This window comes from Billgrantia sp. C5P2 (assembly GCF_051062895.2).
In genome coordinates this window covers 3,715,093-3,734,382 of the sequence record NZ_CM128542.1, presented here as the reverse complement: position 1 = coordinate 3,734,382, position 19,290 = coordinate 3,715,093, and the positions used below count along the sequence as shown (strand labels likewise).

Here is a 19,290-nt window from a genome sequence, read left to right as displayed (position 1 = left end):
TGCTTTGCCCAGAGCTAACCGACTGCCCCAGCGGTGCTCCCGGATGATTCCCTGAGTGGATGAAGGGTTTCCTTCAAGAAGGCAATAATGGCATCGAAGGCCTGCCAGCGGCTCGGCTCCATCAGGATCATGTGGGTGCCCTCGCCGATCTCGACCCAGCGCCGGTAGGCGGCGCTATCGAGGCGCTTGAACAGGTCCTGGATCATGTCGATCCGTACGTCCTGGTCCCACTCGGCGTGAACGAGCAGTACCGGTGCGGTGATCGCGCTCGGGTCATAGAGCGGGCGGTTGGCGAGCCAATGCTCGCGGACATCCTGGATGGCTCCACCCGGTGCCCGCATGGCGCCTGGCTCGACAGCATCCGGATCGGTGGCCTTGGTGACAGCCGACCACTGTTCGAACCAGCCCGGTGGCAGCACGGCCTCGTGCCGGTCGCTTGGTACGCCTGTTAGCCACGCCTCGCGAAAGGCGTCGACATGTATCAGACGCCACGCTGCCAGCGGCTGTCCTGCATCGATGCGCAGTGGGTGATTCGACAGCCACAGCGGTGCCACCAGCACCAGCTTTTCGATGTGGCTGCCATGCCGTTCGGCATAGATGCCGGCGACCGAACCGCCCCAGGACATGGCGACGATGCTGAGACGCTCGACATCATTCTCAGCGAGAACATGCTCGACCGCTGAGGCGAGGTCGCGTGCTGCGACCCGTGCCGACGTCAGCGGTGGTGCGGTATCGGGTGGAGCCGCCATTTCGGCCGGGCGGGTCGAACCACCATAGCCGCGTGCATCCACCGCCCATACGTCGAACCCGGCCGTGGCCAGCACGTCCATGAACGATGCGCCATCCACAGAAACGTCAAACAGGCTCTCGCTGGGGAAAGTGGCACCGTGCATCAGCATCAGCGTATTGCTCGAATTGGCGCGGCCCATGTCGGATCGGCGTCTGCGACGTAGCTGCAAACGTATGCCTACGGTGTCACTGTCGATCAGGTACGTGTCGTGAAGCAATGCGTCAGTCGAAGCGTTGGCGTTCATGGCCGGACTCCTTGAATGAATTGCCAATCGAAGCCGTGGGCATGTCGGCTGACTCTGCCGACGGAGCTGTCGCCGAAGTGAGTGGTAAAGACCTGTGCATCGAGTTCGGAAGCCAATTGCATGGCCTTGTGACGGGACCGTTGCGCTGCCTGTGGAAATTCGCAGTAGATGGAATTGATCTCGGGGCGCCGAAACTGGAGTGGGTGATGCATGATGTCACCCCAGAACAAGGCGGTCTCACCTCGGGAGGTCAAGGAGATGGAGGCGTGATCGATGCTGTGGCCAGGTGTGGAATGGAAGCAGAAGCCCTCGATCACGCTATTGTCGATCACGATACGCTGATCCAGACCGGCCTCCACGATGGGCATGACGCTATCTTCGAAGACACCGTCGAGCGGCTCGTGGCGCGGTGTGCCCATTCCTGCCTGCTGCTGGATCGATGCCACTACCTCCCGCTCACGGAAAAGCGCCAGATTGTAGGCATACTCATGTTCGGAAAAGATGTAGCGTGCATTGGGAAAGGTCGGTACCCAGTGCCCACCCTGTAGTCTCGTGTTCCAGCCGACATGGTCGGCGTGAAGATGGGTGAGCAGGACGAAGTCCACGGCTTCAGGCGATATGCCGACCGCCTGCAAGCGCTCCAGGAAGGGCTCTTCAAGTTGGTGAAACAAGGGTGCTGTCGGGCGCTGCTTGTCGTTTCCGGTAGCGGTATCGATCAGCACGGTGTGAGTCGGGGTCTGGACCGCCCAGGCATGGATGCTTTGCCGAAGCAGGCCGCGCTCGAAATCGAAGCTTTGTTCGCCCCAATGAGTGGCATCGCTGTTCAGCGCCCCTATATCGCCCTCGGGGAAGAGCTGGGTAGCATCGACTGTATCAAGAGCCAACTCAGGCACCTTGATGATTCGCGCATCGCCGACGAGAAAGGTCTCCTGGGTCGTCATGGTTTTTTCCGGTTGACTGGTGGCGGAAGTCAGCGTACTTCTTGGCTTGTCATTAACCAAATCGATTCAAAGAATGCAGTCAATCGACCATTTCGATCTGCGAAGTTTCGACCTGAACCTCCTGATTGCCTTTGACGCGATGATGCGCGAGCGAAGCGTGACCCGGGCGGCAGAGAGGCTGAAGATTCGTCAGCCAGCCATGAGCCACAATCTGTCGCTGTTGAGGACGTTGTTTCAGGACGAACTGTTCGTACGTGTAGGTACGGTCATGCAACCGACTGTGCGCGCTCTAACGCTGGCCGAGCCGGTGGCGCAGGCGCTCGGTATGATGCAGTCGGTCATTCATGCCAAGTCGGAGTTCGACCCAACGACCGACCAACGCATCTTCCGAATGGGGTTCTCAAGCGAGGTGGAGCTGCTGCTGATGCCGGAGCTCGCTTCGCGATTGCGTCAGCGGGCCCCAGGGGTGAAGCTCCATGGCCGTCCGGTGCAGCAGCGCGAGGTCTACCGCATGCTGGACGATCGAATTCTGGACTTGGCAATCGGTTGTTTTGACAGCCAGGCGAGACGTTATCGCCAGCAGTTGCGAGCAATCGCTGAGTTGCGTTTTCCATCCCGACCAGATGGCCTTCGAAGGGTCGATTCCCTTGAAAGATTACCTGAACCTGCCACATGCCTTGGTCAGTCTCAGTGAGAGTTTGCACGGCTGTCTCGAATCGGCACTCGATGCGATAGGTGACGAGCTCAACGTGGTCGCGACTTCGACGGAATTTCTCGGCGTGCTGGGCATGGTCGCGAATGCGCCGCTGATTGCCACGTTGCCAACCCGGATGGCTAGACGCTACGGCAAGGCATTCGGCCTGCATGTGGTCCCGGTACCGATGACGCTCACATTGCCCGACGTTTCCCTGGTGTGGACGGTTCAGGAGGACAACCATCCTGCGTCGCAGTGGCTGAGGGCTGAAATTGAAGACATCTTGGGCAGGATGTCGTCATGAAGGCAGTCAGTGACAGTTGAAGTACACCACCATCCTGAGATGCCGATGCTCGTCCACCAGCAGCGTGGCGTGTTCGTACTCCCTCGGGGTTGAGTCGGTGTCGAGAAGCGTGCCGATGCCGTAGCGGTAGGTTTCATGATTGGGTTGCTCCCACCAGCGGCGAAAATCCGGCGACAGCTTGGCGAGCGCTTCGATCAACTCGCCCATTGCCGGGTCCTCAGAGGCGGCCGCCAGGTCGCAGCGGAACTGGGCGAGAAGGCGAGGGGCGTCCTGGCGCCAGTCGGGCAGCTTCCTGCGCAGCGCAGGATCGGCGAACAACAGACGCATCATGTTGCGCTCGCCGGTCTCCCTGTCGCTGAAGCCGAACAGACCATCGGCCACGGTATTCCAGGCGATGACGTCCCAGCGCAAGTTCATCACATAGGCGGGCCTCGGCATGTCGTCCATCAGCGTTTGTACCAGGGGCGGAATTTCCTGCCACTGGTAGGCCTCCACCGGCGGCGGACGGCGATGGGCGAGCAGGAATAGGTGGCAGCATTCAGCGTCGTCGAGCTTGAGGGCCTTGGAAACGCTCAGTAGGAAGCTCTCCGAGACGTTGATGTCGCGTCCCTGCTCGAACCAGGTGTACCAGGTCAGCCCCACGCCGGCGAGGGTGGCCACCTCCTCGCGCCGCAGCCCCGGGGTACGCCGGCGGCCGGTGGAAGGCAAGCCGACGTCGACCGGCGTCAGCTTGTTGCGATGATGGACCAGGAAGTCGGTGAGTTCGCTGCGGGTTCTGTCGAGGCTGCGTCCGGCCATGGCTTTGTCCCAGATAGTACTGCTGGTAATAGGATAACTGGCTATATTGTAACCCTATCGAGATAGGCCAAGACTACCATGCCAACCCTATGGAACAGGAGGCATGGCATGGTTTCCCTCAATGAAGCGTCAGGCTCGCGGCTCACCCGGCAGCAGGCGGGTATCAAGGAGTGGGCCGGCCTGGCGGTATTGGCACTGCCTACGGCACTGCTCGGCCTCGATGTCACCATTCTCTATCTGGCGCTGCCCGCCCTGGCGGCGGATCTGCAGCCGAGCAGTACGCAGGCGCTGTGGATCATGGATGCCTACGGCTTCATGATCGCGGGCTTTCTGATCACCATGGGAACCTTGGGCGACCGCATCGGCCGTCGCCGGCTCTTGATGATCGGCGCCGTGGCCTTCGGCGTCACGTCGGTGATCGCCGCCTATTCGACCAGTGCCGCCATGCTGATCGCGGCCCGCGCTGTACTGGGGGTGGCCGGCGCCACGCTGATGCCATCGACCCTGGCACTGATCAGCAACATGTTCGGGGATGTGCGCCAGCGCGCCCTGGCCATCGGCGTATGGGCCACCATGTTCGCCCTGGGCATGGCGCTGGGGCCGGTAGTGGGCGGTGTGCTGCTGGAGCGCTTCTGGTGGGGCTCGGCCTTTCTGGTGGCGGTACCCGTGGTGGCCGTGCTGCTGATTGCGGTGCCGCTATTGCTGCCCGAGTATCGCGCATCTCGCAGTGGCCCGCTGGATCTCGCCAGCGTAGCGCTCTCGCTGGCAGCCGTGCTGCCGGCGGTCTATGGCGTGAAGGAACTGGCCAAGCTGGGGCTCGAACCCGTTCCGTTGCTGGCGTTGGCGCTGGGTGCGTTGATGGCGCTTGCCTTCGTGCGTCGTCAAAAGCGCTTGGCCGATCCATTGCTCGATATGCGGCTGTTCGGCAGCCGTACGTTCAGTGCCGCGCTGGTGGTGCTGCTGGTGGGCTTGGTCGGCGTCTCTGGCGTGATGTTGCTGGTGACCCAATACCTGCAGCTGGTGGCGGGACTCACACCGCTGGCGGCCGGGCTGTGGATGGGGCCGCCGGCGCTGATGATGGTGCTGGCAGGCATTCTGGCGCCGCTGATTGCCCGGCGTATTCGTCCCGGTTACGTGGTGGGCGCCGCCTTGGCACTTTCGACGCTTGGCTACTGGCTGCTGGCCAGCGTCGAAGTGAATTCCAGCGGAGTGGGTATGGCGATAGCCGGGTTCTCGCTGGTCTATCTCGGCCTGGGTACCATCGCTGCCCTGGGCACCGACCTGGTCGTGGGCGCGGCACCGGCGGAGAAGGCAGGCTCGGCCTCGGCCATGTCGGAGATGGTGCAGGAGCTTGGCGTTGCGCTGGGCGTGGCGCTGCTGGGTAGCCTGGCAACCTTCGTCTATCGCGCGCAGGTCAGCGCGACGATGGCCGATGGCGAAGCCGCCGAGGTGGCGGGCGTCGTGGAGGAGAGCCTGTGGGCCACCGTTTCGGCTGGCGAAAGCCTTCCTGCAGGCCTGTTGTTGGAGGCCCAGCAGGCCTTCACCGCGGGGCTGAACGTGACCGCCACCGTGGGTGGTATTGCCATCCTGGTACTGGCGGTGATCTCCATCGTCAGCCTGCGCCATGTAGGCGCTATCGGTGGAGAAGCTCAGGAGCAACCGGACGAGAAAGGCGAGTCCTGCTCGCTCTGCTAGGTCTGAGTCCCATTCAAGGTCTCGAACAGACCCTCATAGTCGACGACGAGAAGATCGTCGTCGACATTCAGGTCGGCCTCGAAGCCCTTGGCGATGCCCAGGTCGGTGTATCGCCAACGGTTCTTGCCAAGAGCCGTATAGCGCTGACGGGACGGCAACAATTGAAGGGAGGGCAGGTCCACGTAGAGCGTGGTCCACTCGCCGGAACCCTGGAGCCGGCGCATGGCCAGTGTGTTGCAGAACGGTGTCGCCGACAGGTCGATTTCATCACACTCGGCGAGGTCTGGGCGTGGTTGACCGTTCACTCTCCAGCCATCGTCCCCTCGCTCGACCAGCAGGGTCTCGACCGTCGGGCTTGCGAGGTGCAACTCCAGGCGGTGGGTACGCCAGTCGCGGTCGAGTTGCCAGAGGTAGGACAAGCCGAATGCCTCAGCACCCGCGTGCACGACCGAGGAGAGAACCAGGATGCCGTCGGTGTCGGGCTGCATGTGCAGGACCTCCAGGCCCGGCTCATCCAGCCGCCGCCACTTGCGGGTTATCGATAGCGCTGACATGACGGTGCCTCCTCCTTGCCTCCCAACGGATCGCACGGGCCTCGGTCCCGGCCTGCAGTCGTATCGCTGCAGCCGCATCCTCCAGCCTCGGTGGCCAGGGCCGAGCGGCGCTCATACGAGAGGGGGGTTGCGCTCGGCGAACTGGCCATTCCAGTAAGGGTAGTAGGGATAGGGCGGTGTCACGCGGCTGGCTTCATCGAGCCTCCTTGTCTGCTCCTCGTCGAGTTGCCATCCGGTAGCCCCCAGGTTGTCTCGCAGCTGGGTCTCGTTGCGTGCGCCGATCAACACGCTGGATACGGTGGGTCGTCGGAGTAACCAGTTGAGGGCAATCTGGGGAATCGACCTGCCCGTTTCCTCGGCGATGCCATCGAGCGCATCGACGATCCGGTACAGGCGTTCGTCGTCCACCGGCGGTGCGAAGCCGGCGGTTTCATGCAGTCGGCTATGACCGGGAAGCGGGTGACCGCGTCGAATCTTGCCGGTCAAGCGCCCCCAGCCGAGCGGACTCCAGACGATCGCCCCCAGGCCCTGATCTTGTCCCAGCGGCATCAGCTCCCACTCGTAGTCCCGTCCGACCAGTGAGTAGTAGGCCTGGTTGGCGACGAAGCGGGAATAGCCGTAGCGTTCGGCCACCGCCTGGGATTTCATGATCTGCCAGCCGGAGAAGTTCGAGACGCCGAGATAGCGCACCTTGCCGGCGCGGACCAGTTCGTCCAGCGTTGCCATCACACTCTCCACCGGCGTCATGGCGTCGAAGTGATGCAACTGCAGGATATCGATATGGTCGGTATCGAGCCGCTTCAGCGCCTGGTCCGTCGCCTTGAGCAGATGGTGGCGAGAGGCGCCGACATCATTCGGCTCGTCGCCCATGCGCAGCGTCAGCTTGGTGGAAAGAACGACGCGATCGCGCCTGCCCTTGATGGCGGCCCCGAGAATCGACTCGGAAGCGCCATCGGAGTAGACGTCGGCGGTATCGAACAGATTGACCCCGGCGTCGAGGCAGATGTCGATGAGTCGGGCCGCCTCCTTGACGTCGGTGTTGCCCCAGGCGCTGAACAGTGGGCCTTTGCCGCCGAAGGTGCCCGCGCCCAGCCCGAGTGACGATACCTTGAAGCCGGATTGGCCGAGAAAGCGATATTCCATGGTTCAGCTCCTGTCAGTTGGAATGTAGGCGGAGCATAGAACGTTGTGCTTTCAAGATAATCCGGCTAAAAGGGCAAAGACTTTCAACAAAGAATTTAAAATGAGTCGAATCGACGATCTTTCCCTGTTCCTGCGCATTCTCGACCTGGGGTCTATCAGCGAAGCGGCACGCAGCCTGGATCTCTCCGCGGCAGTCGCCAGCCAGCGCTTGCAGCGCCTCGAGCGGGAGCTCGGCGTGCGACTCCTGCAGCGCACCACACGGCAACTAAGACCGACGGCGGAGGGCCGCAGCCTTGCTGAACAAGGCCGGGAAGCGGTGGAGGACCTCGAGGCGCTAATGGGTGGGCTGCACCGGTCGACGCACGAGGTCGCCGGGACCTTGCGCCTGACCTTGCCTCCCACCTTTGGCCGCCTCTATGTATCGCCGTTGTTGCCCGATTTCCTGAGTCGCCATCCCAAACTGCGACTTGACCTCGATCTGTCCGATCAACGCCGGGACATCGTGGGCTCCGGGTTCGACCTGGCCATTCGCATCGGTTCGCTGGCCGATTCCAGCCTGGTGGCGCGCCGGCTGGCCGCGAATCGCCGCGTGCTGTGCGCTTCTCCCGATTATCTGAAACGCCACGGCACTCCGCGTACACCCGAGGAGTTGACCCGACACGAATGCCTGCTGCTGACCGACGGCGAGGGGGAATCCGGCATCTGGCGACTACGTGATGCCAGCGGCGAGAATGTGAGCGTCAAGGTGGGCGGACGCATCCGCAGCAGCCAGGGCGAACTCCTGCGGGATGCCGCGGTAGCGGGGCTGGGCATCGTGCAGCACTCCACCTGGCATGTATGCGATGACCTGCGGGCCGGCCGGCTGCTGCGGATTCTGCCGGACCATGCGCCGCCCGAGACGGGCATTCACGCGATCATGCCGCAGCGGCGCCTGGTGCCCCCCAGGGTGCGGGCCTTCATCGACTTTCTCGTCGAACGGTGGGAGCCGGCGCCGCCCTGGGAGCGCCATGCGACTGCTGTCAGGAGCTAGCCAGGCCGCTCCAGGTGCTAGGCTTCGTGTGAAACGCTGGTGAGCGCATCCCAGCTTGCCATGGCGCAATCGGCAATGGAGAGCAGTGTTTCCCGCGAGGCGCCGTCACGGGCCTGGATCGACATGCCGTGCTGCAGGGTGACGTAATAATTGGCAATTGCCCGGCAGTTGGTCGATGCAGGCAGTTCGCCTTCCTCGACGGCACGCTTCAGGCGGCTCTCCAGCAGGCAGCCGTTTGCCTGGCGGTGCGCCTTCAAGGCATCGCAGACTTGATCATTGGCGCCCTGCATCTGTGGGGCGGCAAGCACGATCATGCAGCCCCGTGGAGTCGCACCGCGAGTGAACGCCTCGGCCGTGGTCCGCAGCACATGTTCGATGGCGGCACGCGCCGAAGGTGCCGTTTCCACCGCCTCCCAGATACCGCTGCCTTCCGTGTGTACGTAGAGCTTTACCGCCTCCTGGAACAGTGCCTCCTTGCTGCCGAAGGTGGCATAGAGGCTGGGGGCGTTGATGCCCATGGCCCGGGTCAGGTCGGCAAGCGAGGCGCTGTCGTAGCCCTGGGCCCAGAACACTTCCATGGCACGGCGTAGCGCCTCTTCCCTGTCGAAGCCGCGGGGTCTGCCACGCGGGGGCATGTCTTGCTCCTTTTTTGTATCGATAACTACAAAATATCTTGACAGCGATGCGCATGTCTAGCCATGTTATTTATGTATCGATCACTACACAAATCACCTGAATGGAGGCGAGACATGCAGCGACTCAGCGGAAAGGCAGCAATGGTCAGCGGTGGCAGCCGTGGAATAGGGGCCGCCATTGCCCGGCGCCTGGCGGCGGAAGGGGCAAGCGTGGCGGTGACCTACGTCAACGGCGAGGCCCAGGCGCAGTCGGTGGTGGACGAGATCGTGTCGGCGGGTGGGCGGGCAGTGGCGATTCGTGCCGACAATCGTGACGCCTCAGCGCTCGAGGCCGCCGTCGAACGGACGGTAGCCGAGCTGGGCGGGCTCGATATCCTGGTCAACAATGCGGGCATCTTCCTGTCCGGGACGATCGAGGAGGCGACGCTTGAAGAGTTGGACCGCACCATCGCGATCAATCTGCGGGCGCCGGTAGTGGCCGCCATGGCGGCGGTGGGGCATATGCCGGAGGGCGGGCGCATCATTACTATCGGCAGCAACCTTGCCATTCGGGTGCCCTGGCCCGGCATCAGCCTGTATGCCATGAGCAAGGCGGGCCTGGTGGGGCTGACCAAGGGGCTGGCGCGGGACCTCGGTGCCCGCGGCATCAACGTCAACATCGTGCATCCGGGCTCCACCGACACCGACATGAACCCCGCCGACAGCGAACTCTCTGACGCCCAGCGCGGGCTCATGGCCATCCCCCGCTACAACAAGGCCGACGATGTGGCCGGCCTGGTGGCCTGGCTGGCGGGGCCGGAAGGGCGTTCGGTGACAGGTGCCGAGTTCACCATCGACGGCGGTGCCAATATCTGAATTTGGCCACGTTGGCGATCGTCGCAAGCGCCAGCCTTCGCGCCATGGGGATTGCGCAGCCTGCGCTTGCTCGGTCATGGCTGAACACCTTCCCCTGCGGGTTGGCGCTCGGATGTTGTCCTCTTCGTGAAGGTCGAGCGCGCCAGCAGGACGGCGGCGATCGAGACGAGCGCCATGGCGACCGCCACGCTCGTCCAGCCGAGACTTGCGGCCAGCGCGCCCCCGGCGGCCGGGCCGACCAGCATCCCGATATTGTTGCCCTGCATGGCGAGGCCCAGCGTCGCTCCCACAAGCTCAGGGCGCGGCGCGAAGCGGGGCACGCTATCCATCAGGACGACCGGGATCAGGCCGGACATGAAAGCGAACAGCACCGCAAAGACGGCGATCACGATCCAGGAAAGATCGGCAGCCAGCACGCCGAAACCGAACAACGTCATCACGAGAAAGCCCGCCGCCAGCACATGAAGTGGTTGGCGGCCCGAAGCGAGCAGGAAGCCGGCGGCGAGATTGCCAATACCACTTGCTGCGATGGCGATGGCTGAGACCGTGCTGGCCAGTTCAGGGCCGAGATCGAACCGTTCCGTGAGCAGTGAGGGCAGGAAGCCGAACACCACGAAGAAGGCAGCCGAGAAGGCGGCGAAGATCGTGGCGAGCGCCCATGGCCCAGGTGCGACGAGCGCCTGCTTCAGTTGCGAGCCGATGCGCTGGACGTTGGCAGTCGCCACCTTCTGCGACGGGATGGCGAAGACGAAGAAGACAGCATAGGCGAACAGGATCGCCGAGTTGAGCAGCCAGAAGCCACGCCATTCGAGCAGGGTCAGGAGTGGCGCGGCGAGCATCACCACGGTCATCCCTACCGGCATGACCGTGGCCCAGACCGCGATAGCGCGATCCTGCATCCTCCTGGCGACGATGGCGAAGATCATCGTGGGTCCGGCCACGAAAACCGCCATGAAGCCCAGCCCCTCGATGACACGAGAGAGCATCAGCAGTTCGACGCCGGTCGAAACGCCGCCGAGCCCTGCGCCGAGCGCCTGAAGCACCAGCCCGCCCACCACCATGCGCTTGGTGTCGATCCGGTCGGCCGCCAATCCCACCGGCGCCCCGACAATGGCCCCGACGATCGCGAAGGCCGATATGAGCCACGAGACGACGACGAGACTGAGGCCGAGATCGAGCTGGACGGTGCCGAGCGCCATCGGCGCCTTGCCAACCTGAAAGGCGGAGACCACGCCTGCGCCGGCGATGATGAAGACCGTGCTCCACCCCGCCTCCCGCGGCGAGTTCGATTGGGAGTATTGCGTTGCGGGCATCGTCGTGCGCTCCGTGTGTTCGTGCTGTGACTTTCTCCCCACCTTGCTTATGCCGAGACCGTGTAGGGCACGGCGTTGCGCGCGGTGCGCAGCGCCTTGGCCCACCATTCGAGTTGATGCAGCATCGTGTTCGCCGCTGCGGCACAGCCGGTCGGATTGCGTGGCTGGCCGTCCTCGTCGAACTGGTCCCACGGGTTCTGAAAGCTGACCGTGTCGCGTAGGGTGACGGCATGAAGCTCGGGCATGACGCCGCGCAAGTGCTCGACCGCGCGCACACCGGCCGCGAAACCGCCATAGGCTACGAAGCCGACCGGCTTGGCCCGCCACTCTTCGTAGCCGAGGTCGATCGCCTGCTTCAGCGAAGCCGGATAGCTGTGGTTGTATTCCGGCACGACCATCACGAAGGCGTCGGCCGCGTCGAGCCGCGCGGTGTATGCCTTGAGGTCGTTATCCAGCTCTGCGGGAAGGATCGCAGGGAGGTTGAGGTCGGCCAGGTCGATGTAATCGACCTCGAACTCCTGCCGGTCATTCACCTGATTCAGGAACCACTTGCCGATCATTGGCGCGAAGCGGCCTTCACGATTGCTGCCGACGATGATCGCGAGGCGGATGGGCGTATCACTCATGGTCTTTTCTCCTTTGTTGGTCCTGCCGCTGGGCAATGGCGTGTCGTTCCCGCCGAAGCGAAGCTCTGGCGGGGGACGTGTGGTCGATGTCGGGATGAAGGAGTCTGTGCGCTCAGCTGCGCGGTGCTTCCGTAGGAGTTTTATGCCACAGCTTTGTGATTCACGGGACTGACAAAAGATGGATCATCTTGATCTATCGGATTGGACTATTGCAGTCAGTCGATCAACTGATCCTGGGCCGCAGCTATTGCATCGATCTCCAACGAGCAGCCCGGTAGGGCGTCCAGCAGCGCCTTGCGGAAGGCGGCGCCCGCCGGGCCGAGAGGCCGGTCGATGCGACGAGCAAGGTAGGTCTGCGTCGTTGATTCTCCGGCCTCGGAGAAGGCTGCGACCGGAAGCCGAACGAGATCACCCTCGTGCAGCTCGCGCTCGATCATCCAGAGCGGGAGGCTGCCCCAGCCGACTCCCGACAGGATCAGCGTCTTCTTCGTAAGGTTGTCCGCCACCCGCCAGCGCGACGGAGATACCACGCCATAGTCGCGTTTGCCTGTGAGCGCAGACGGATCTTCGCCAACCACCTGGATGTGATCGGCGAGCGTTGTCGTGCTGAGTGGTGCGTCGACCGCCTGCGCGAGCGGATGGCCTCGCGCGACAACGGCGGCACGCCTGACTGTCGTCAGCGCTTCCAATTCGATCGCCGGATTGATCAAGTCGATTCCGCTGATCGCCAGATCGCATTCACCTTCCAGCAACGCTTCAAACGATGCCCCAAGCGGCGTCGAGAGAATACGGAAGGTGACCGTGGGATAGGTTTCGCAAAGCGCGTTGAGGGCGCGCCCCAGGACCGGCAACGGGAACTGTGGGTCGAGTGCCACGGTGATCTCCAGTTCCACGCCCTGGCCCAGCCCCCGCGCCCGCGCGCGCACCGCGTCGACCTTGATCAGCAGCGCCCTGACATCCGCCAGAAGTGACGCCCCGGAGGGGGTGAGCCGCGGCCTGTGACCGGAACGGTCGAAGAGCTCCACTTCAAGCTGCGCTTCGAGATTGCCAATCGCATGGCTGATCGCTGACTGCACCCGCGACAGCCGCATCGCCGCCGCGCGGAAGCTGCCGGTCTCGGCGACGGTGACGAAGACGCGCATCTGATCGAGCGTCAGGCCGTCCAGCATGTTCGATTCCTCCGATCATTCCCTACGAATTGATAGCGCTCTCTTGTATATGCTCAACGTCGGCCGCCCATGTCCAGTGCTTGATCCATTCGGGACGAGTTACAGGCCACGCAGCGCGTGGCCTGTCGGCTATCAGGCGTCGACCAGATCCTCCTCGAGATTCTTCGCCCATGCCATGACCAGCGCGTCGATGTCCTGCTCGGCCTGGGCCAGCGAGGCCTGCAGACGTTCGTCGCCGAACTCGTCGTACTCCACCGCGATGCCGTGTACGTCCTCGACACCCAGGTAGCCGAATACGGTGCGGATATGCGGCTCGACGTGGTTGGTATGGGCCATGCGTTCGCCTGGCGCGTAGCCGTAATCACCGCGAGAGCCCAGCACCACCAGGCGCTTGTGCATCTCGGTCAGCATCGGCCAGTAAGGCAGCCCTTGGCGCGAGCGATCGAAGCCGAAGGTGCGTCCGACCCGCACGATGTTATCGATATAGGCCTTGAAGCCTGCCGGGACACCGAAGTTGTACATCGGCACGCCGGCAACGATCACATCGGCCTCCAGCAGTTCGTCGACCAGCGCGTCACTCTCGGCCAGGACGTCGTGCATCCAGGGCTCGCGCGCCTCCGGCTTGGTGAAGGCGGCATGGATCCACTCGCCGCTGACGGGGTGAGGCGGGTGCTGACCCACGTCGCGATAGAGAATGCGATCGCCGGGACGGGCCTTTTGCCATTGCTCGACGAAACGAGCGCTGAGGCGACGGGAGTGGGAGCCGTGGGGATCGATCCCGGAACGGCCGGGGCGGGCGCTGGCATCGATGTGAAGTAGCGTGGTCATGGGTATCTCCTGACAAGTAGAATTCAACTTGGTTGATGCGTGATAGTCAGAATCAACCCAGGATGAGTGGCTGACAAACGACCATTTTTTGTGAAATGGAATACCTGAACTTGTCTATGATGGGCTTGGCCATGGCTGAGTGCTCAACGAGGAGACGCCAGTGAATCGACGCACGCTGCCACTATCGCAACTGCGCGCCTTCGAGGCGGCAGCGCGCCACCGCAGCTTCAAGCAGGCCGCCGAGGAGCTGGCCGTGACACCGGCGGCCATCAGCCACCAGGTGCGCGAGTTGGAAGCGTTGCTGGGCGTGGCGCTATTCGAGCGGCGCATCCGCCAGGTGGTGCCGACGGCAGCAGCGGAGCATCTGTTTCCCGTACTGCGCCGTGGTTTCGACGCCTTCGCAGAGGCGTTGGAAGCGCTGCGTGAGCAGGGCAACGGCGGCAGCGTCACGCTCTCCTGCACGCCGGCCTTCGCCAGCCAGTGGTTGTTGCCGCGGCTGGCCGATTTCCATGCCCGGCACCCCGATATCGACTTGCGCATTCACGCCAGCGAAGCTCCCCTGGATCTGTCACGCGGTGCGTCGCTGGCGATTCGCTACGGCATGGGGCCCTACCCGGAGCACGAGGCCGAGGTGCTGGCCAGCGATACCTTCGCCCTGGTCGCCAGCCCGCGGCTGGGGCTGGCCGTGTATGAGGACCTGAAGAGCGTTCGGCATATCGTCTTCGACTGGTACAGCCCGTCGCTGGGGTTGCCCTCGTGGCATCATTGGTGCCAAGCGGCGGGCGGCACCACTGCCGACCTGGGCGCGAGCCTGACCTTCTCCGAGGAGAGCCATGCGATCCAGGCCGCCATCGCCGGCCAGGGCGTGGCGCTGCTGAGTCTTACCCTGGTGAAGGCGGAACTCGAGCGCGGCATTCTGCAGGTGCCCTTCGGCCCGCGGCTGCCGGGGCTTCGCTATCAACTGGTTAGGCATGGACGCTTCGCCGGCCACGTTGCCCTGGAGCGGGTGGCCGAGTGGCTGCGGGCGGCCTTTGCCCATCAGGGCGCTATGGGCTGAATGTCCTCCGTGGAGCCAGTTCGCATTCTCGTACTTGCCGGGTAGGGCAGGACGGGGCATCTTGTGCAATGTGCCGGCATGACAGTTCACGTGACGTCGATCCGGCCCCCGCCAATGGAGAGACCACGCAGATGAATATCGAGCTCTGGCTGGCCTTCGTCGCCGCTTCCGCCGTGATGCTGGCAATTCCTGGGCCGACGATCCTCACCGTGATGAGCTACTCGCTGGCCTCTCGGCGACGTGCCAACGTGCCGCTGGTGGCCGCCGTCGCCCTGGGGGATTCCACGGCCCTGGCGATGTCGCTGCTGGGCCTCGGTGCTCTGCTGGCCACCTCGGCGTTCTGGTTCACCGCGGTCAAGTGGGTCGGTGGACTCTACCTGCTCTACCTGGGTATCAAGCTGCTGCGTGCCGGGGCGAGCACCAGTGTCGTGCTTACCTCGACGGAGTCCGTGTCGCGCTGGAAGCTTTTCGGTAATACCTACCTGGTCACAGCGCTCAATCCGAAGGGCATCGTGTTCTTCGTGGCCTTCCTGCCACAGTTCCTCGACCCGCAGCTTCCGTTGACGCCGCAGCTGTGGGTGCTGGCCGCCACCTTCGTCACGCTGGCCACGCTGAACGCCAGCTGCTACGCGCTTTTTGCCGCCACCGCACGCCGCTTGCTCTCCACGCCACGTGCCCAGCGCGGCTTCCATCTGATGGGCGGCTCGCTGCTTTCGGCCGCGGGGGTATGGGCGCTAATGGCCAGACGGCCGGCCTGAGGAATCTCCGGTGCTGAATGCCATTCGTCCGACAGGGGGAGGGAGAACGTCGTGATACCGCTGACCGATCTGCTGCTTTTCGCCATGGCCGCCCTGATCGTGGTGCTGACGCCGGGGCCGAACATGATCTACCTGATCTCGCGCTCGATCTGCCAGGGGCGGACCGCGGGCGTGATCTCGCTATTCGGCGTGCTGGCCGGCTTCCTGGTGCACATGCTGGCGGCGGCCGTCGGCCTGACCGCTCTGTTCCTGGCCATACCGCTGGCCTACGAGATCCTCAAGTGGCTTGGCGCGCTGTACCTGCTCTTCCTGGCCTGGCAGGCCGTCAGGCCAGGCGCGCGCTCGCCCTTCGAGGCGCGCTCACTCCCTGCGGACCGGCCTCGCAAGCTGTTCCTGATGGGGTTCCTGACCAACCTGCTGAACCCCAAGATCGCCGTGTTCTACCTGGCGATCTTCCCACAGTTCGTCTCTCCCGAGCATGGCCCCGTCTTTCTCCAGAGCCTGGTGCTGGGCTTCACCCAGATCGGGGTGAGCTTCACGGTCAACCTGGCGATTGCCCTGTCGGCGGCGGGTATCGCCACCTGGTTCCAGCAGCGCCCGACCTGGCTGGCCGTGCAGCGCTACGTCATGGGCGGCGTGCTGGCCGGCATGGCGGCCAAGCTGGCTGCGGAGCCGCGCCACGGCGTCTAGGGGCTGGGTAGTCCATTGCCGCCGCGGCTCGCTTAGGTGTCCGGCCTGGCCTCGGTGCGCTGTGCTCTACTCGGTCATGCTCTGCGTTAGGGCCTGCTCTAGGTCTTGCCCGCTCGACGCACGCCTGCGGCCAGCTCACGAACCAGGCCATGAACTGCCTCGACGGCGCCGCGCCGTGTCTCGGCGTCCTCGATGCCTTCCACCAGCGCCGAGCCGACCACAACGGCATCGCTGAATCGGCCAATCGCTTGCGCCTGTGCGGCAGTGCGAATGCCGAAGCCGACCGCAATCGGCAGGCGGCTATGCTCGCGCAGCCGGCCCACCATAAGCTCTACGTCCTGTAGCGCCGGGGCGCTGCCGCCCGTGATGCCGTTCACCGAGACGCAATAGAGGAAGCCCGAGGCATTCTCCAAGACCCGTGGGAGCCGCTTGGCGTCGGTGGTCGGGGTGGCGAGGCGAATGAAGGCAATGCCGTGCTCCTTGGCTGGCAGGCACAGCTCGTCGTCATGCTCGGGTGGCAGGTCGACCACGATCAAGCCATCGACACCGGCACGGGCCGCATCCTCCAGGAATCGCGCCACACCGTAGCGGTGTATGGGGTTGTAATAGCCCATCAGCACCAGCGGCGTTTGTGTATCCTGCTGGCGGAAGGCGTGCACCATCTCGAGCGTCCGGGGCATGATTTGTCCGCCCTCGAGGGCGCGTAGCGCTGCCTTCTGGATCGTGGGTCCGTCGGCCATGGGGTCGCTGAATGGCATGCCGAGCTCGATCACATCGGCGCCTGCTGCAGGTAGCCCCTTCAGGATTTCCAGCGAGGTCTCGAAGTCGGGGTCGCCGGCGGTGACGTAGGTCACCAGGGCCGGCCTTTCCTCCGCCTTGAGCGCGGCAAAGCACTGGTCGAGGCGAGTGGCATCGTTCATGGGGCTCTCCTTGGCGGCGTTCATTGGAATTTCTCGCCGAGATGGTGGGCTACGCTCATCATGTCCTTGTCGCCTCGCCCGCTCAGGTTGACCACCATGATGTGGTCGCGGGGCAGTGTCGGTGCTCGCTTGGCGACCTCGGCCAGGGCGTGGGCCGATTCGAGCGCTGGAATGATTCCCTCCTGACGGCAGCAGCTCTGGAACGCCTCGAGCGCTTCGTCGTCGGTGATCGAGACGTAGTCGATGCGTCCCCGTTCATGCAGCCAGGCATGCTCCGGGCCGATGCCAGGGTAATCGAGCCCGGCGGATATCGAGTGGGCGTCGATGATCTGGCCGTCCCCATCCTGCAGCAGGTAGGTGCGGTTGCCGTGCAGTACGCCTGGCACGCCGCCGGTGAGGCTCGCCGCGTGCATGCCGGTCTCGACACCCTTGCCGCCGGCCTCGACCCCGATCATCTCGACCGTCTCGTCGTCGAGAAAGGGATGGAACAACCCCATGGCGTTCGAGCCGCCACCGATGCAGGCGATGAGGGAGTCGGGTAGACGCCCCTCCTTCTCGAGGATCTGCGCGCGGGTCTCGCGCCCGATCACCGCCTGGAAGTCACGCACCATGGCGGGGTAGGGGTGCGGCCCGGCCACGGTGCCGATGATGTAGAAGGTGTCATCGACATTGGTGACCCAGTCGCGCAGCGCCTCGTTCATCGCGTCCTTGAGCGTGCCGGTACCCGTCGTCACCGGAATGACCTCGGCGCCGAGCAGCTTCATCCGAAACACGTTTGGCTGCTGGCGTTCGATATCGGTCGAGCCCATGTAGATGACGCAGGGCATGCCGAAACGCGCCGCTACGGTGGCGGTGGCGACGCCATGCATGCCGGCGCCCGTTTCGGCAATGATGCGTGTCTTGCCCATGCGCTTGGCGAGCAGGATCTGGCCGATGCAATTGTTGATCTTGTGCGCGCCGGTATGGTTGAGCTCTTCGCGCTTGAGATAGATCCTTGCGCCGCCGAAGTGCTCGGTAAGACGCTCGGCAAAGTAGAGCGGGCTGGGCCGGCCAACGTAGTCGCGCTGGAAGTAGGCGAGCTGGTGCTGGAACTCGGTATCCTGCCGGGCCGCATCGTATTCGGCCTGAAGCTCGGCAATCAGCGGCATCAACGTCTCTGGCACGAAGCGACCGCCGAAGCGGCCGAACAAGCCATTGGCGTCAGGCTGCATCGAGTATTCGTTCATGGGTTGCCTCGAAGGTCATGGGAGAACATTCAACGAAGCTAGCGCAGACAGAGGCGGCTAAAAATCGATAAGATGGCCGCTACATGTGAGCCTGGATCACAGATCAATGCTTAATTCCATGCCTTCCCTCAGCGCGCTGCGCGCTTTCGAGGCTACCGCGCGGCTGGGTAGCGTCACGGCTGCTGCCCACGAGCTCAGCGTGACTCACGGTGCGGTCAGCCGTCAGCTGCGTAGCCTGGAAGAACACTTCGGCGTAGCGCTGTTTGAGAAGGCGGGTCGAGGCCTGGAGCTCACGAGTCACGGGGAGCGGCTACAGCGCGGCGTTGGCGAGGCATTCGTCCGCCTGCGCGAGAGCTGTGCGCAGTTGAAGCGTGACGTCGAGGGGACGCCGTTCATCCTCGCCTGTTCGGGCAGCCTCCTGGCGCGCTGGCTCATTCCCCGGCTCGATCATCTTCATGGTGAGCTGCCCGAACTCAAGCTGCATGTCGTATCGGGCGAGGGTGAGTTCACGCCTGGGCAGGATGAGATTAGCGCGACGCTGATTTTTTCCGCACCGCCGTGGCCCACTGAGGTAGAGGTGCATGAGCTTGCCGCAGAGCACATCTGCGCGGTAGCGAGCCCGCAGTTGGCCACTCAATTCGATCCGGCGCAGCCGGCAACGCTGTTCAACGCCAAGCTGCTGCATACCGCCTCGCGGCCGCAGGCCTGGCCGCAGTGGGCACACGCACAGGCGCTCGACCCGGCACGCCTCGACCGGGCGCTGGCCGAGGGGCAGGGCTTCGATCATCTCTATTATCTGATAGAAGCGGCGGTAGCGGGATTGGGCGTGGCGATAGCGCCCCGGCTGCTGGTCGAGGACGACCTGCGTAAGGGACGCCTCGTGGCACCGTGGGGATTCGTCGAGACACCCGCTCGGCTATGCCTGTGGCTTTCACCCAGCGGCAATCAGCGGAGCAGCATTCGGCTCATCGAGTGGCTCAAGCGTGAATTGAACGACATGCTCTCGCCGCAGTAATTGCC

The 19,290-nt window shown here is 63.9% G+C and carries 21 protein-coding genes; 9 read left to right on the top strand and 12 right to left on the bottom strand.

Annotated elements, in window-relative coordinates:
* Nucleotides 1-14: 14 nt before the first annotated feature.
* Nucleotides 15-1,034 carry an alpha/beta hydrolase gene (locus ACRWQA_RS17220; RefSeq protein WP_263582702.1) on the bottom strand — a complete coding sequence of 340 codons (1,020 nt, stop codon included), beginning with the start codon at nucleotides 1,032-1,034 and terminating at the stop codon, nucleotides 15-17.
* Nucleotides 1,031-2,035: an MBL fold metallo-hydrolase gene (locus ACRWQA_RS17215; protein WP_446326203.1), complete on the bottom strand. Its 1,005-nt coding sequence runs from the start codon at nucleotides 2,033-2,035 to the stop codon at nucleotides 1,031-1,033. Before ACRWQA_RS17215 ends, ACRWQA_RS17220 begins: the two co-directional genes overlap by 4 nt.
* Nucleotides 2,036-2,048: 13 nt before the next feature.
* Here ACRWQA_RS17215 and ACRWQA_RS17210 point away from each other — a divergent pair, with 13 nt between their 5' ends.
* Together ACRWQA_RS17210 and ACRWQA_RS17205 are read left to right on the top strand one after the other, a co-directional pair.
* Nucleotides 2,049-2,669: a LysR family transcriptional regulator gene (locus ACRWQA_RS17210; RefSeq protein WP_446326202.1), complete on the top strand. Its 621-nt coding sequence runs from the start codon at nucleotides 2,049-2,051 to the stop codon at nucleotides 2,667-2,669.
* On the top strand, nucleotides 2,599-2,973 hold the full coding sequence (locus ACRWQA_RS17205) for a LysR substrate-binding domain-containing protein (RefSeq protein ID WP_434232022.1): 375 nt from the start codon (nucleotides 2,599-2,601) through the stop codon (nucleotides 2,971-2,973). Before ACRWQA_RS17210 ends, ACRWQA_RS17205 begins: the two co-directional genes overlap by 71 nt.
* A gap of 6 nt (nucleotides 2,974-2,979) precedes the next feature.
* Here ACRWQA_RS17205 and ACRWQA_RS17200 read toward each other — a convergent pair whose 3' ends face one another.
* Nucleotides 2,980-3,771, bottom strand: coding sequence for a helix-turn-helix transcriptional regulator (locus tag ACRWQA_RS17200; protein ID WP_263582705.1), 792 nt, complete (start codon nucleotides 3,769-3,771; stop codon nucleotides 2,980-2,982).
* A gap of 108 nt (nucleotides 3,772-3,879) precedes the next feature.
* Here ACRWQA_RS17200 and ACRWQA_RS17195 point away from each other — a divergent pair, with 108 nt between their 5' ends.
* Nucleotides 3,880-5,466, top strand: coding sequence for an MFS transporter (locus ACRWQA_RS17195; RefSeq protein WP_434232120.1), 1,587 nt, complete (start codon nucleotides 3,880-3,882; stop codon nucleotides 5,464-5,466).
* Here ACRWQA_RS17195 and ACRWQA_RS17190 read toward each other — a convergent pair.
* Nucleotides 5,463-6,020 (bottom strand): putative glycolipid-binding domain-containing protein, encoded by a 558-nt coding sequence (locus tag ACRWQA_RS17190; protein WP_434232117.1) that lies wholly within the window; start codon nucleotides 6,018-6,020, stop codon nucleotides 5,463-5,465. The two genes, ACRWQA_RS17195 and ACRWQA_RS17190, sit on opposite strands and share 4 nt — an antisense overlap.
* Before the next feature lie 111 nt (nucleotides 6,021-6,131).
* Nucleotides 6,132-7,163 carry an aldo/keto reductase gene (locus ACRWQA_RS17185; protein ID WP_434232114.1) on the bottom strand — a complete coding sequence of 344 codons (1,032 nt, stop codon included), beginning with the start codon at nucleotides 7,161-7,163 and terminating at the stop codon, nucleotides 6,132-6,134.
* 100 nt (nucleotides 7,164-7,263) lie between these two features.
* Here ACRWQA_RS17185 and ACRWQA_RS17180 point away from each other — a divergent pair, with 100 nt between their 5' ends.
* Nucleotides 7,264-8,193: a LysR family transcriptional regulator gene (locus tag ACRWQA_RS17180; protein ID WP_263582709.1), complete on the top strand. Its 930-nt coding sequence runs from the start codon at nucleotides 7,264-7,266 to the stop codon at nucleotides 8,191-8,193.
* Between the two features lie 17 nt (nucleotides 8,194-8,210).
* Here ACRWQA_RS17180 and ACRWQA_RS17175 read toward each other — a convergent pair whose 3' ends face one another.
* A complete protein-coding gene (locus ACRWQA_RS17175) occupies nucleotides 8,211-8,828 on the bottom strand; it encodes a TetR/AcrR family transcriptional regulator (RefSeq protein WP_434232112.1) in 618 nt (205 codons plus the stop codon).
* Nucleotides 8,829-8,942: 114 nt separating this feature from the next.
* Here ACRWQA_RS17175 and ACRWQA_RS17170 point away from each other — a divergent pair, with 114 nt between their 5' ends.
* Nucleotides 8,943-9,683, top strand: coding sequence for an SDR family NAD(P)-dependent oxidoreductase (locus tag ACRWQA_RS17170; RefSeq protein WP_434232109.1), 741 nt, complete (start codon nucleotides 8,943-8,945; stop codon nucleotides 9,681-9,683).
* A 74-nt stretch (nucleotides 9,684-9,757) separates the two neighbouring features.
* On the opposite strand, the gene ACRWQA_RS17165 is transcribed toward ACRWQA_RS17170, so the two are convergent.
* From ACRWQA_RS17165 to ACRWQA_RS17150, 4 genes are all read right to left on the bottom strand, one after another.
* Nucleotides 9,758-10,996, bottom strand: a complete 1,239-nt coding sequence (locus tag ACRWQA_RS17165; protein ID WP_434232106.1) for an MFS transporter — start codon at nucleotides 10,994-10,996, stop codon at nucleotides 9,758-9,760.
* A gap of 47 nt (nucleotides 10,997-11,043) precedes the next feature.
* Nucleotides 11,044-11,622, bottom strand: coding sequence for an NADPH-dependent FMN reductase (locus tag ACRWQA_RS17160; RefSeq protein ID WP_263582713.1), 579 nt, complete (start codon nucleotides 11,620-11,622; stop codon nucleotides 11,044-11,046).
* A gap of 215 nt (nucleotides 11,623-11,837) precedes the next feature.
* Entirely contained in the window at nucleotides 11,838-12,791 is a 954-nt protein-coding gene (locus ACRWQA_RS17155) for a LysR family transcriptional regulator (protein WP_263582714.1), read from the bottom strand.
* Between the two features lie 132 nt (nucleotides 12,792-12,923).
* Nucleotides 12,924-13,619, bottom strand: coding sequence for an FMN-dependent NADH-azoreductase (locus ACRWQA_RS17150; protein WP_434232102.1), 696 nt, complete (start codon nucleotides 13,617-13,619; stop codon nucleotides 12,924-12,926).
* 160 nt (nucleotides 13,620-13,779) lie between these two features.
* Between ACRWQA_RS17150 and ACRWQA_RS17145 the strand changes: the two genes are divergently transcribed.
* From ACRWQA_RS17145 to ACRWQA_RS17135, 3 genes are all read left to right on the top strand, one after another.
* The gene (locus ACRWQA_RS17145; protein ID WP_434232099.1) at nucleotides 13,780-14,676 is read left to right on the top strand and encodes a LysR substrate-binding domain-containing protein; all 897 of its coding nucleotides are present in this window, start codon (nucleotides 13,780-13,782) and stop codon (nucleotides 14,674-14,676) included.
* A 131-nt stretch (nucleotides 14,677-14,807) separates the two neighbouring features.
* Nucleotides 14,808-15,434 carry a LysE family translocator gene (locus ACRWQA_RS17140; protein WP_434232096.1) on the top strand — a complete coding sequence of 209 codons (627 nt, stop codon included), beginning with the start codon at nucleotides 14,808-14,810 and terminating at the stop codon, nucleotides 15,432-15,434.
* A 51-nt stretch (nucleotides 15,435-15,485) separates the two neighbouring features.
* Complete coding sequence (locus ACRWQA_RS17135; protein WP_263582718.1) at nucleotides 15,486-16,124, top strand: LysE family translocator; 639 nt, start codon at nucleotides 15,486-15,488, stop codon at nucleotides 16,122-16,124.
* A 98-nt stretch (nucleotides 16,125-16,222) separates the two neighbouring features.
* Here the strand turns inward: ACRWQA_RS17135 and trpA are convergent, their stop codons facing one another.
* Both trpA and trpB read right to left on the bottom strand, forming a co-directional pair.
* Entirely contained in the window at nucleotides 16,223-17,044 is an 822-nt protein-coding gene (gene trpA / locus ACRWQA_RS17130) for a tryptophan synthase subunit alpha (protein WP_434232094.1), read from the bottom strand.
* Nucleotides 17,045-17,064: 20 nt separating this feature from the next.
* On the bottom strand, nucleotides 17,065-18,270 hold the full coding sequence (trpB, locus tag ACRWQA_RS17125) for a tryptophan synthase subunit beta (protein WP_434232091.1): 1,206 nt from the start codon (nucleotides 18,268-18,270) through the stop codon (nucleotides 17,065-17,067).
* Between the two features lie 106 nt (nucleotides 18,271-18,376).
* Here trpB and ACRWQA_RS17120 point away from each other — a divergent pair, with 106 nt between their 5' ends.
* Nucleotides 18,377-19,285: a LysR family transcriptional regulator gene (locus tag ACRWQA_RS17120; protein WP_434232088.1), complete on the top strand. Its 909-nt coding sequence runs from the start codon at nucleotides 18,377-18,379 to the stop codon at nucleotides 19,283-19,285.
* Nucleotides 19,286-19,290: the final 5 nt, after the last annotated feature.